This window comes from Microvirga sp. P5_D2, assembly GCF_054049475.1.
In genome coordinates, this window is sequence record NZ_JBFUMH010000004.1 from 99,819 (window position 1) to 113,443 (window position 13,625).

The 13,625-nt window shown below is 61.4% G+C and carries 10 protein-coding genes; 4 read left to right on the plus strand and 6 right to left on the minus strand.

All coding sequences use genetic code 11. From position 1 onward, the window contains the following. Positions 1-15: 15 nt before the first annotated feature. From ACXJKO_RS02975 to ACXJKO_RS03000, 6 genes are all read right to left on the minus strand, one after another. Complete coding sequence (locus ACXJKO_RS02975; RefSeq protein WP_457089586.1) at positions 16-366, minus strand: LapA family protein; 351 nt, start codon at positions 364-366, stop codon at positions 16-18. A gap of 16 nt (positions 367-382) precedes the next feature. After that, entirely contained in the window at positions 383-697 is a 315-nt protein-coding gene (gene ihfB / locus ACXJKO_RS02980; RefSeq protein ID WP_457089587.1) for an integration host factor subunit beta, read from the minus strand. Positions 698-723: 26 nt separating this feature from the next. After that, the gene (gene sppA, locus ACXJKO_RS02985) at positions 724-1,689 is read right to left on the minus strand and encodes a signal peptide peptidase SppA (protein WP_457089588.1); all 966 of its coding nucleotides are present in this window, start codon (positions 1,687-1,689) and stop codon (positions 724-726) included. Positions 1,690-1,924: 235 nt separating this feature from the next. Further along, positions 1,925-3,622, minus strand: coding sequence for a 30S ribosomal protein S1 (rpsA, locus tag ACXJKO_RS02990; protein ID WP_457089589.1), 1,698 nt, complete (start codon positions 3,620-3,622; stop codon positions 1,925-1,927). Between the two features lie 367 nt (positions 3,623-3,989). Continuing rightward, entirely contained in the window at positions 3,990-5,300 is a 1,311-nt protein-coding gene (locus ACXJKO_RS02995) for an MFS transporter (RefSeq protein WP_457089638.1), read from the minus strand. A 155-nt stretch (positions 5,301-5,455) separates the two neighbouring features. After that, positions 5,456-6,085 (minus strand): DsbA family protein, encoded by a 630-nt coding sequence (locus tag ACXJKO_RS03000; RefSeq protein WP_457089590.1) that lies wholly within the window; start codon positions 6,083-6,085, stop codon positions 5,456-5,458. A gap of 266 nt (positions 6,086-6,351) precedes the next feature. On the opposite strand from ACXJKO_RS03000, the gene ACXJKO_RS03005 reads away from it, so the two are divergent. The 4 genes from ACXJKO_RS03005 (at position 6,352) to ACXJKO_RS03020 (ending at position 13,510) form a co-directional block, all read left to right on the plus strand. Further along, positions 6,352-7,584 carry an argininosuccinate synthase gene (locus ACXJKO_RS03005; protein WP_457089591.1) on the plus strand — a complete coding sequence of 411 codons (1,233 nt, stop codon included), beginning with the start codon at positions 6,352-6,354 and terminating at the stop codon, positions 7,582-7,584. A gap of 192 nt (positions 7,585-7,776) precedes the next feature. Further along, on the plus strand, positions 7,777-10,227 hold the full coding sequence (locus ACXJKO_RS03010) for a hypothetical protein (RefSeq protein ID WP_457089592.1): 2,451 nt from the start codon (positions 7,777-7,779) through the stop codon (positions 10,225-10,227). Between the two features lie 270 nt (positions 10,228-10,497). After that, positions 10,498-11,355, plus strand: coding sequence for a GNAT family N-acetyltransferase (locus ACXJKO_RS03015; RefSeq protein ID WP_457089593.1), 858 nt, complete (start codon positions 10,498-10,500; stop codon positions 11,353-11,355). 124 nt (positions 11,356-11,479) lie between these two features. After that, entirely contained in the window at positions 11,480-13,510 is a 2,031-nt protein-coding gene (locus tag ACXJKO_RS03020) for a PAS domain S-box protein (protein WP_457089594.1), read from the plus strand. Positions 13,511-13,625: the final 115 nt, after the last annotated feature.

The window sequence follows — 13,625 nt, forward strand, 5'->3', positions numbered from 1 at the left end:
GACCTGACGGGCCTTTTAGAAGCCCTGAGATGAGGATGGTACGGTAGCGGGCAACGTAGTCGTGGGGCCGCTCTGGGTGCGCAGGCGCTCCGTCTCGTGGCGCAGCTGGTTCGCCTCGCGACGGAACTGGCGGCGGGCCTTGCGGGTCTTGCCCTGCGCCAGCCAGCTCGCCGTGCCGCCGATGAGCACGCCGATCATGACGGCTAAAAAGATCACGGCGAAGAGCGGCAACTGCGCCGCGAATTCGGGGGCTGCCTGCGAGAACGGATCGAGCGACAGGGTCACCGGCCCACGATTCGCCACGGCCAGCAGCACGACCAGAATCGCGATGGGAAGAAGAATGAGCGCCTTCAGAAAACGAATCACGAGCACCTCTTGAAGCTTACTGCGCAGCGGCGGCCTTCAGCACCTTCGATGGCGACGTGTTGAGCCGCTGACGCATTTCCTTGCCCGTCTTGAACACGGGCACGACCTTTTCGGAGATGGAAACGGATTCGCCCGTGCGCGGGTTGCGGCCCGTGCGGGCATCACGCTTCTTCACCGAGAACGCGCCGAAGCCGCGCAGCTCTACCCGGTCGCCGCGGGACAGCGCATCGGCGATGGTGTCGAGAATCGCGTTCACGATCTTCTCCACGTCGCGTTGGTACAAATGCGGGTTCTGCTCAGCGATCTTGAGCACCAGTTCGGACTTGATCATGGAAAGGCTATATCTTTGACGTTGCTTTATTTTTCGGAAGGGTGCCAGACAGCCAGGAGGCCGTCAAGCCGGGTCACTTCCGCATGGGCATCAGCCCTGCGGAGAGCCTCGGCCGCGCTCTGGAACCCCAGGAGATCGACCATTGTCGCCGTCGCGGCGAAGACCGAGAAATCCCGGTCGGACCGCGGCTTCCAATCGCGAATCGGAAGGTCCTTGGAAACGCCCTTTTGCTGCTCCAGCCAGGCGACCGCATCGCGCTCGCCGCCGAGCTTGTCCACGAGCTTCATGGGTACGCCCTGACGGCCGCTGAACACCTGGCCCGTGGAGGCGGCGGCAAGCTCGTTTTCATTCAGGCGGCGGCGCTCGCGCACCAGGGTCTTGAACCAGTCATAGGTATCGCCGACCACGGCCTGCATGGCCGCGCGCGCTTCGGGACTCGTGGGCTTGAAGGGGCTCGGCTCCGCCTTGAGCGGCGAGGACTTCACCTCCTCCATCTTCACGCCGACCGTGTTCATCAGGCCCGAGAGATCGGGATACTGAAACAGCACGCCGATGGAGCCGACGAGCGAAGTCTCGCGTGCCACGATGTAATCGGAAGCGATGGCCGTGATGTAGCCGCCGGATGCCGCGGTGCCGTCCACGAAGGTGACGACCGGCTTCTTCTCGGCGAGCTTGCGGATGTTGCGGAAAAGCTCCTCGGAGCCTGTGGTGGTGCCGCCGGGACTGTTGACGGAGATAATGACGCCGGAGACGGAATGCGACTCGCCCACCCGCTCCATGAGATCCGCGAGGCGCTGATTGCCGGTGATCACGCCACTGACGGAAATGCGGGCGATCTGGCTCTGCACGGAGCCGTAGCCCAGCCGGTCTGCGGAGGCGTAACCGATGGCCGCCACGGCGGCGATCAGGCCGGAGAACCCCGCGATGCGCCAGAAGGACAACTTGCGGCGCAGACGGCGGCGGTCGGCGATGGCTTCTGCATCGATGGACATCGTTCGTCTCTAACTCGCTTCACAGGACTTGAGGAGGCAGCACCCTAGAGTGCTTTGTCCTTCCATGGAATTCCAAACTGCTCATTTTTTGCAAATGCTTGGCTGCAAAGGCAGATAGGGCGGCCAGACAGTGAGCCAACAAAAAACCCGCACGATTTCTCGCGCGGGTTCTCCAAACAAAAAATCCCCGGGCCGTAGCCCGGGGATCCATCGATTCTCACATGCGAGAGCCGAATTACTTCTTGCCGGCCTTGTTGAGGGCGGCGCCCAGGATGTCGCCGAGCGACGCACCCGAATCGGCCGAGCCGTACTGAGCCATGGCTTCCTTCTCCTCAGCGACCTCGAGGGCCTTGATGGAGACGGTGACGCGGCGAGCCTTGCGGTCGAACTGCGTGACGCGGGCATCGAGCTTCTCGCCGGCGGCGAAGCGCTCGGGGCGCTGGTCGGCGCGGTCACGAGCAAGCTCGTTGCGCTTGATGAAGGAGGTCAGGTCGGAATCGACCAGCTTCACTTCCAGGCCGCCATCCTTCACCTCGAGAACCTCGCAGGTGACGATCTGGCCCTTCTTCAGCTCGCCAGCCTCGGCGAAGGGGTCGCCAGCCAGCTGCTTGATGCCGAGCGAGATGCGCTCCTTCTCGACGTCCACGTCGAGAACCTGAGCGCGAACCATGTCGCCCTTCTTGAAGTCGTCGATGACCTGCTCGCCCGGACGGTTCCAGTCGAGGTCCGAAAGGTGGACCATGCCGTCGACGTCGTTCTCGAGGCCGATGAACAGACCGAACTCAGTCTTGTTCTTCACCTCGCCCTCGACCTCGCTGCCGACAGGGTGCTTCTCGGCGAAGGCCTCCCACGGGTTCTGGAGCGTCTGCTTCAGGCCCAGCGAGATGCGGCGCTTCACCTGATCGACCTCGAGGATCACGACCTCAACCTCTTGCGAGGTGGAGATGATCTTGCCCGGATGGACGTTCTTCTTCGTCCAGGACATCTCGGAGACGTGGATCAGGCCTTCGATGCCCGGCTCGAGCTCAACGAACGCACCGTAATCGGTGATGTTCGTGACGCGGCCCTTGAGCTTCGCCTGGACCGGGTAGCGGGCGGCGATGCCTTCCCACGGATCGGCCAGGAGCTGCTTGATGCCGAGCGAGATACGGTGSGTCTCGTGGTTGATCTTGATGATCTTCACCTTCACCGTCTGGCCGATGGTTACGACCTCGGACGGATGGTTCACGCGGCGCCATGCCATGTCGGTGACGTGCAGCAGGCCGTCGATGCCGCCGAGATCAACGAACGCACCGTACTCGGTGATGTTCTTGACCACGCCGTCGATGACCTGACCCTCTTCGAGGTTGGCCACGAGCTCGGAGCGCTGCTCGGCGCGGCTCTCTTCGAGAACCGTGCGGCGCGACACGACGATGTTGCCGCGGCGGCGATCCATCTTGAGGATCTGGAACGGCTGAGCCACGCCCATGAGCGGGGTGACGTCGCGAACCGGGCGGATATCGACCTGCGAGCGGGGCAGGAACGCCACGGCGCCGTCGAGGTCGACCGTGTAGCCGCCCTTCACCTGGTTGAAGATGGTGCCGTTGACACGCTCCTGGGCCTCGAAGGCCTTCTCGAGCTTCACCCACGACTCTTCGCGGCGGGCCTTGTCACGGGAGATAACGGCTTCGCCCAGCGCATTCTCGATGCGCTCGACATAAACCTCGACCTCATCGCCGACATTGACGGTCTGGTCGCGGTTGGGGCCGGCAAATTCTTTAAGAGCGACGCGACCTTCGGTCTTGGCGCCGATATCAATGACCGCGACATCCTTCTCGATGGCGACCACTTTACCCTTGACGACCGAACCTTCGCTGATTTCGTTCGTACGGAAGGATTCTTCGAGCAGAGCAGCAAAATCTTCACGGCTCGGCTGCTGGAAAGCTGCAGACATAGGTTCTCCTGAATGGCCCTTGATTAAAGGGGCAACGCCGGCGGCTCGTGTGAACGGGCCGTTTCCAGCCGCCGCTGCCAGGAACGCCCCTTTAGGGCCATGTCCCGGGCATGCCGCTCTCAAGAGCGGGCCGGCGTATCATCGACGGATGGAAACGCTTTATCTTCAAGACCTTACCGGAACGCCGCCGAGGCGCGTAAGCCGCACCCTCATGGGGAGAAAACCGCCAATGCCTGTCGGATGGGCGTTCCTTTATCCCAAATAGCCTTGGATCACAAGGCTTTCAAGGATTTGGGCTGGTCGGCAAGCAAAATACCCCGCTGCCGAGGCAGCGGGGTATGACGCAGAACATCTTTGGTGAGCGGTCTCAATCCTCTTTGATGAGGCTGTGCTCGCGGGTGTCCTTCATGCGCAGATACACTACGAGGGACAGGGCAATCATAATCGTCACGTAGACGAAGAAGCCATATTCGACGCCCGCCTGCTTGAACCAGAGCGCCACATATTCCGCCGTTCCGCCGAACACCGTGTTGGCGATGGCGTAGGGCAGCGCGACACCGAGCGCGCGGATATGGGCCGGGAACATCTCCGCCTTCACCACGGCGTTGATGGAGGTGTAGCCGGTCACGATCACCAGCGCGCCCATCACCAGCGCGAAGGCCATGTAGGGACTGGTGGTGCCGGCAAGCGTCGAGAAGATCAGGTAGGTGAACAGCACGCCGAGCACGCCGAAGCCCACCATCAGGGGCTTGCGGCCGATGCGGTCGGAGAGCGCACCCGCCGCCGGCTGCAGCAGCATGAACACGAAGAGCGCCGCCGCCGTGATCTGGCTCGCGGATTCACGCGAAAAGCCCGAGGTGTTGACCAGGAACTTCTGCAGGTAGGTGGTGTAGGCATAGAAGGCGAGCGTGCCGCCGGCGGTCAGCGCGATGACGGTGAAGRCCTCGCGGGGATACTTCGTGAAGAGCAAGAGACCGCTGGAGCGCGGAGCCTTCGCGTCCTTGATCTGGGTGCCTTGCGCGTTCTTGTAGGATTCCGTCTCGGCAAGGCCACGACGGAGATAGAACACGATCACCGCAAGCACGCCGCCGATGGCGAAGGGAATGCGCCAGCCCCAGGCTTCGAGATCCGCCTCCGGCAGGATCTGCTGCAGCACCAGCAGCACGGCGAGTGCGAGCAGCTGGCCTGAAATGAGCGTGACATATTGGAAGCTGGAGAAGAAGCCGCGGCGGCTCTTGCCCGCCATCTCGCTTAAGTAAGTGGCGCTGGCGCCGTATTCGCCGCCGACGCTGATGCCTTGGAGCAGGCGCGCGAAAACCAGGATGACGGGAGCAAGCGTCCCGATGCTCTCATAGCCCGGCGTCACCGCGATCATGAGGGAGCCGAGGCACATGAGCGTGACGGACAAGGTCAGGCCCGCCTTGCGGCCCTTGCGGTCGGCATAGATGCCCATGATCCACGCGCCGATGGGGCGCATGAGGAAGCCCACCGCGAACACGGCGGCGGCGTTCAGGAGCTGGGCGGTCTGGTCGCCCTTGGGAAAGAAGACCGGAGCAAAGTAAAGCGTGAAGGCCGAATAGACGTACCAGTCGTACCACTCGACCAGGTTGCCGGCCGACCCGCCGAGGATCGATTTGAGACGGGTCTTGCGATCGACAACGCTGTTCTTCATCAACATCATGCAGCTTGAATCCAATATGACAGGCACCCCGCGCGTTGGCGCGCAGGGTTGGGGAAAAGCAAATTGTTTCTGGAAGGTGTGCGGCAGCGTTTGATGTCCCGCTGCCCGCTTTCGTGATTTGGCCCGGGACATAGACCCAGCCTGACGCTAGGTCAAACCGGCCAGTCCGAGCGCCGGGCCTGGGCGACCGCCCAATCGAGGGCCTGTTCGAGCCGGTCATTGCCCCAGAACAGCTCCCCATCCTCCGCGATGAAGGTGGGGGAACCGAAGAGGCCACGGGCCTTCGCATCCTCTCCTATGCGCCTGAGGCAGGTCTTGTTGGTTTCGTCCTGAGCCTCCGCCAGCACCGTCTCGGCATCGAGCCCGAGCCCGGTCAGGATGTCGCTCAGGACCCCCGGATCGGAGATGTCGCGGCCCTCGCCGAACTCCGCCGTATAGACCGCCTTGGTGAAGACTGGCGTCCAGCCGGTCTCCGTGCCGAGAAGGGCGATGCGGGCGGCGAGCAGGCTGTTTTGCGGAAAAGTCTTCGGCCGGTAGAACGGAAATCCCAGGCGCGCGGCCTCGCGCTCCATGTCCCGCCACATGTAGCGGCCCTTGTCGGGAAAGATGTTGAACGGCGAGGATTCCCACCCTTGCGCCTTGAAGAGAGGGCCTAGAAGGAACGGCCGCCACAGCAGGCTCACCCCCGCCTCCTCCGCCGCTTTCTCGATGCGCATGGCGGCCAGATAAGAATAGGTGGAGGCGAAATCGTACCAGAATTCGAAAATCGGCTTACGGATCATGGCTTACTCACTGGGCCGGATCCGCTGGAGCGGCGCATGACCGAAACGGCCAATCCGGATACATTCGACCTAGACCATTCCGTCACGTTCTGGCAGCCCTTGCTTTTCCGGGCAGGAATGCAGCAAAAGCATACCATTCCCAAGGCTTTGCCGGTTTCGCCCGGCGGATGCTCCGGCCACGATACGGATCGCAGGTCCAAAAGTCCCTTCCCCTTTCGGGTTCGATGTTCTAAGTCGCGGGCACCCTTATCAATGGAACCTTTGCTATGGCTGAGAAGCGCGTGAACAAGGTCGTGCTCGCCTATTCCGGCGGCCTCGACACCTCCATCATCCTCAAGTGGCTGCAGACCACCTATGGCTGCGAGGTGGTGACGTTTACCGCCGATCTCGGCCAGGGCGAGGAGCTGGAGCCCGCCCGCAAGAAGGCCGAGCTGCTGGGCATCAAGCCGGAAAACATCTTCATCGAGGACCTGCGCGACGAGTTCGTGCGCGATTACGTGTTCCCGATGTTCCGCGCCAACGCCCAATACGAGGGCCTGTATCTACTGGGCACCTCCATCGCCCGTCCGCTGATCGCCAAGAAGCAAATCGAGATCGCCGAGAAGGTCGGCGCCGACGCCGTGTCCCACGGCGCCACCGGCAAGGGCAACGACCAGGTGCGCTTCGAGCTCGGCTACTATGCCCTGAAGCCGGACGTGACCGTGATCGCCCCCTGGCGCGAGTGGGACCTGCGCTCCCGCGAGCAGCTCATCGCGTTTGCTGAAGCCAACCAGATTCCGATCGCCAAGGACAAGCGCGGCGAGGCTCCGTTCTCCGTCGACGCCAACCTCCTGCACGCCTCCTCCGAGGGCAAGGTGCTGGAAGATCCGGCCATCGACGTGCCGGATTACGTCTATTCGCGCACCAACGATCCGGAATCCGCGCCCGACACGCCGACCGTGATCAAGATCGAGTTCCTCAAGGGCGATCCGGTCGCCATCGACGGCAAGAAGATGGGCCCGGCCGACCTGCTGGCGAAGCTCAACGAGCTCGGCAAGATCAACGGCATCGGCCGTCTCGACCTCGTCGAGAACCGCTTCGTCGGCATGAAGAGCCGCGGCATGTACGAGACGCCCGGCGGCACGATCCTTCACCTCGCCCATCGCGGCATCGAGTCGATCACGCTCGACCGTGGTGCCGCGCACCTGAAGGATGAGCTGATGCCGAAATATGCCGAGCTCATCTATAACGGCTTCTGGTTCTCGCCGGAGCGCGAGATGCTCCAGGTTCTCATCGACAAGAGTCAGGAATTCGTCACCGGCGAAGTGACGCTGAAGCTCTACAAGGGCGGTGTCCACATCATCGGCCGTCAGAGCCCCTATTCGCTCTACGACCAGGACCTCGTGACCTTCGAGGAAGGCGCCGTCGCCTACGACCACCGCGACGCCGCAGGCTTCATCAAGCTCAACGCGCTGCGCCTGCGCACGCTCGCCCAGCGCAAGAAGAAGCTGGGGCTGTAAGACTGAAAGACTGAAGGCAATAACCGTGAAATGGCTGGGCTCGTCCCAGCCATTTTCGTCTATGGCGTGGCGGCGACCGTACGTTCCGATCTCTGCGAGGCGCCAAATCGCTTAGTTGAGCCTTTTCAAAATGCCAAGATACGATAAAGTATAACATTATATCGTTAGAAATATCCTTCCTGGAGTTTGACTATGGCAGTCCCCTTCCATCTCGGAGACGAGCAGATCGTCAGTAGCCCTTTAACCGGCTGGGAAGAGCAAAACTCCACGATCACCCTCCTGAAGGATGGAGGCTGGCTGGTTACGTGGGACGCTTCGAATTTCGATGATCGGATATCGAGCATCTGCCAACAACGCTACGATGCGAATGGCAATCCCGTCGGTTCCAAGAGCACCATTTTCACCTCGGTTGCCGAATACAGCCAAAACGTCAATGTTGTGCTTCTGGCAGATGGCGGCTGGCTGGTCACATGGGACATGTTTGATGGTGGCACCGACCTGAACGTTCACCAACAGCGCTACAATGCAGATGGCTCCATCCATACCGCCAACGGGCGCGTCAACAGGACGGCGACCAAGGATCAGTATAGCTCGCATGTGACCGTTTTGAAGGATGGAGGATGGCTGGTTACATGGACGGGATCTGAGGCAAGCGGGTACCTCTACGACATTTACCAGCAACGGTTCGACGCCACAGGAGCAGCGATTGGAGCTCCTGATGAACGCGTCAACATCAGCACGAGCGCAATGGAAATAAACCCAAGCACGACTGCGTTAGCGGATGGTGGTTGGATCGTAACATGGGATGATCACCACGATGTGCGCCAACAGCGGTACAATGCCGATGGCACCCGCAATGGCACGGCAGTGGTCGTCAGCGCCATAGGGGGCAATAATGACACCAAAGCATCCGTCATAGCGCTGAAGGACGGTGGTTGGCTTGTCGTTTGGATGTCCGGTGTTTCCGGCGGAGGCGCAACTCTTTACCAGCAGCGCTACGACCGAGACGGGCTTCCCGAGGGAGAGGCAGCACGCGTCAACGCCTCCATGTCCGCTATCGATGACCCAGAGGCATTGACCGTGAAAGCCATGTCCGATGGCGGCTGGCTGGTCGTATGGCAGGCGGGCCCAAGCTGGGGACCGCTTTACCAGCAGCGCTATGACCGTGACGGCCAGGCAATGTTCACCAATGCGGAGAACGCGCCGGTCGATCAATTGGTCAGCTCTACTCATATTTTCGGTTCAGGAGCCCCGAGTGTCGCGGAGCTGCCCGATGGCAGTTGGGTGATCACATGGGCGAATGGCGGTGAGAGCAATGGCGCTGTCCGTCAGCGGCGGTTCGAGCTCAACTTTGCGCCCGACGCCCTGTCTCTGGAAGGTCAGGAGACAAAGGAAGACGCCGTCTCAGGCACGATCATCGGCACGTTGAAGCCGAATGACGGCAACAATGGAGATGTCTTCACCTATACCTTGCTCGATGATCCCGAAGGACGCTTCGAAATCAAGGACGGCAAGCTGCTGCTCAAGGACCCTGGAAAGATCGATCACGAGAAGGCGACCTCACATCAGATCCGCGTCAAGGTCAGCGACAAGGCAGGTGCCTCGTTTACGGAAACCTTCATCATTCAGGTCAAGGACACTCCCGACGAAGTCTCCTTGAGCGGCAACGAGGTACGGGAGAATGCCGCGAAGGGCACCGTGGTCGGCAAGCTTCTCATTGCGGACCGGCCGGAAGGCAGCGTGACTTACGAAGTGCTGGACGGAGTCGGCACGATCTTCGAAGTAGTGGACGGCCAACTCGTGGTGAAGGATGGCACCGCACTCGATTATGAGACGGGAGCCTTGCGCCAGATCCGTATCAAGGTGACGGACGGGGCGGGAGAGACGCATATCGAGACCCTGAAGATCAAACTTCTGGACGTGCCCGAATACATATCCCTGACAGGCCAAGCAGTAGCTGAAAATGCCCTTGCAGGAACGGTCGTCGGCACCCTCAAATCCGATCAGGACGCCGCCCAGCCCCTGCAATACCGTCTCCTGGACGACGCAGGCGGGCGCTTTGCCATTGTCGACGACAGGCTTGTGGTGAAGGACGGCGGCAAGCTCGATTATGAAGCTGCAACCTCGCACCAGATCAAGGTGCAGGTCACGGATTGGGCAGGTGCCACACACGAGACGATGCTTACTGTTCTTCTGCAAGATGGACTCGACATCCTGCGCGGCACCAAGGGCAAGGACGCACTGATCGGCACAGTAGGTAGCGATCGCATCTATGGCGAGCTGGGCAACGATACGCTGACCGGGAAGGCCGGTCAGGATGTATTCGTTTTCGGCACAAAGCTCGATAAGAAGAAAAATCTCGACGGGATCGCCGACTTCAATGTCGTGGACGACACGATCTGGCTAGACAATGCGGTGTTCAAGAAGCTCGGCAAGGGAACTGAGCTGAACCCCGGCAAGCTCAACAAGAAGTTCTTCACCATTGGCGACAAGGCCAAGGACAAGGACGACTACCTCATCTACAACAAGAAGAATGGCACCTTGTCCTACGATCAGGATGGCTTCGGTGAGAAGGCGGCTGTCGAGTTTGCCAAATTGTCGAAGAACCTGAAGCTTACGGTGGCTGATTTCTTCATCATATGAGATGATCATGCTCTCCTCGGTTCAAAGCTGTTCACTTGTTGCTTCTGGCAACAATACGGGCTTGGCTATGTCTGGATCGGGTCGATCCACCGAGGGGGCTCTCGCGAGGCGTCGTGATTGTTCGAGCAGGCCCGTCCCGTGCCGGAGATGGCGCAGCCTGCGGTGACGTGGGAGACTATCCCGGCCTAATCCGCAACACGCTTGCCTCGCGTGACACCCGTTCTATTCTGAATGGATTCTCCCACGTCATTCCGATTGACGAGGCCAGCTATGGCCCAGCCTAAGCCGGACGATCTGACCATTCGCGTCATGACGCGCGAGGATCTCGCTAGGGCTGTTGATTGGGCGGCGGCCGAGGGCTGGAATCCGGGGCTTGGGGATGCGGAGTGTTTTCACGCGGCCGATCCGACGGGCTTCCTGATGGGGTTTACGGGTGAAGAGCCTGTCGCTGCGATCTCGGTGGTGCGCTATGCCGACACGTTCGGCTTTCTCGGTCTCTATATCGTGCGCCTGGACCGGCGTGGACGCGGTTTCGGCTACCGGCTCTGGCAGGCCGGGATGGAGCATCTGAAAGGCCGCGTCGTGGGTCTCGACGGGGTCGTTGCGCAGCAGGCAAATTATGCGCGCTCCGGCTTCGTGTTGGCGCATCGCAATGTGCGCTTCGGCGGCACGCCGCAGATCGATGAGCCGGAGGACACACGTCTGCGGCCGGTGGGGCCGGCCCTTGTCGCGGACATTCTTAGCTTTGACCGGCCGTTCTTCCCCGCCTCGCGTGAAACCTTTCTGCGCTGCTGGCTCAGGCCCGATGCGCGCGAGGCTGTGGCCTTCGTGGAGGACGGTGCGGTCAGGGGCTATGGCGTCATGCGGGCCTGCCGGAGCGGCTTCAAGATCGGGCCGCTCTTTGCCGATAGCGAAGATGAAGCCGATCTTCTGTTTCAGGCGCTAGCCGCGAAGGCCAAGGGTGCTCCGGTCTTTCTCGATCTGCCAGAGCCGAACGAGAGCGCTATCCGGCTCGCCACCCGCTACGGCCTGTCGCCGGTCTTCGAGACGGCCCGCATGTATCGCGGTCAAGCACCCATTCTGCCTTTGTCACGCACCTACGGCATCACGACTTTCGAACTTGGATAAACAGCCTGGACGTCCTGTGTCGTTTTGACAGCCTCCCGGATTACCTCCATGGCCAAGCTTGCTAAGCGGCACCTCTCCGTTCATGGAGGGTGCGGAAGTTTCGCACCCTGTGGAGGTTGCTGTCTTGCCGTCGAAATCGTCGCTGAGCGTTTCCCTCACCCCCGAGTTGGTTGAGTTCATCGAAGGCAAGGTCACCACGGGTCACTACGGCACCGCGAGTGAGGTGATGCGTGCGGCTTTGCGCGCCTTGGACTGGGTTTACACGCGGGATCTCGCAGCATCGCGCTCACCATCCTCGGACCTGAGCTTTCTCGACGACGGTGGCGAGATGGGCGAGCGCATCCGTGCCTATGATTGGTCAGCTTCACCACTGGGCCGTCCCGAAACATGGCCTCAGACTCTGCGCACCCTCGTCGCGGTCATGCTGGGTTCCCAGCAGCCCATGTTCATCGCATGGGGGCCTGAACGCATCATGCTCTACAACAACGGCTATGCTCCGATGTGCGGCCAGCGCCATCCGGCAGCCCTGGGCAAGTCCTTCGCGGATGTCTGGTACGACATTCTGGATACGGTCGGCCCCATTCTCGACAAGGCCTATGCGGGCGAATCCACCCAGATGGACGACATCACCTATGTGATGCATCGCAACGGCTACCCGGAAGAAACCCATTTCGCCTTCAGTTACACGCCGGTGCGGGACGAGGCCGGCCAGGTGTCGGGCATGTTCTGCGCCTGCAATGAGACCACGCAGCAGGTGCTTGCGCAGCGGGCCCTGGCGCGGACGCAGGAGCGCCTGTCGTTCGCGCTCGCCGCATCCGGCATGATCGGAACCTGGGACTGGCACATCCAGACGGACACGTTTTATTCCGATGCGCGGTTCGCAGGCCTGTTCTCCGTCGATCCCGACAAGGGAGAAACGGGCGCGCCGCTCTCTGAATATCTCGCCGGCATTCACCCCGATGACGTCAGCCGGATCAAGGAGGAGATCAGCCACGCCATCGCGACCGGCGAGAAATACACCCAGCAGTACCGCCTTCTGCGCAAGGACGGCACGATCCGTTGGGTCGAGGCACAGGGCCAGTGTCTTTATGACATCGACGGCAAGCCTCTGCGGTTTCCGGGCGCGGTCGTCGACATCACCCAAGCCAAGCAGGCCGATCTGGCGATCCGCGAAAGCGAAGCGCGCTTCCGCAACCTCGCCGACAATGCGCCGGTCATGATCTGGGTGACAGACCCCGATGCCACCTGCATCTATCTGTCTCGCTCCTGGTACGAGTTTACGGGACAGAACCCGGAGACGGCCCTAGGGCTCGGCTGGCTCGATGCCGTCCATCCGGACGATCGGACATGGTCCGGGGATGTGTTCCTCTCGGCCAACGCGAAGCAGGAGGCGTTTCAGCTCGAATATCGGCTGCGCCGGCATGACGGAACCTATTGCTGGTCCATCGACGCCGCCGCTCCCCGCTTCAACGAAGACGGCGCCTTTCTCGGTTATGTCGGTTCGGTGATCGACATCACGCACCGCAAGGCGGCTGAGCAGTTCCAGAACCTGCTTCTGAACGAGCTCAACCACCGGGTCAAAAACCTGTTCTCCATCATCGGCGGCCTTGTGGCCATGGGCGCCCGCTCGGCCCGCAGCCCGCAGGAGCTCGCCCAGACACTCGAAGGGCAGATCAGCGCTATGGCGCGCGCCAACGACCTGATCCTTCCCGACCGGGGGAACAGCGACCAGGGCCTGACGGGCACGACCTTGACTGATCTGCTGCAGGCCGTTCTCAAACCCTACCTCGAAGAGGGCAAGGCAACCTCGAACATCGTTCTCGACGGCCCCATCGTGCCCATCGGCGAGAGCGCCGTGACGAGCCTGGCCCTGGTGTTCCACGAATCCGCGGCCAATGCCGCGAAGTATGGGGCCCTCTCGGAAGTGGATGGCCATATCGGGATCACATGGGCTCTCGGTAACGGCAATCTGGAGATCCGATGGGAGGAGACGGGTGGTCCTGCCATTGCCGAGCCTCCCAAGCGGCGCGGTTTCGGTAGCCGGCTTGTGGAGCGGAGCATCCGAAACCAGTTCCACGGAAGCATAGACTACCAGTGGCGGCACGAAGGCCTTGTCATGCATATGGCGGTCCCGCTGGAGCACTTGGTCCGCTAGATCAGCAGAAGAGATCGCCTGCCCTATTGCCGCCGCTCTATTATCATTATATTGCAGCGCATCAGAATTTTCGCCCGGTACGAGCCAGGGGCGCGGCCAAGCTTGCCGCGTACCG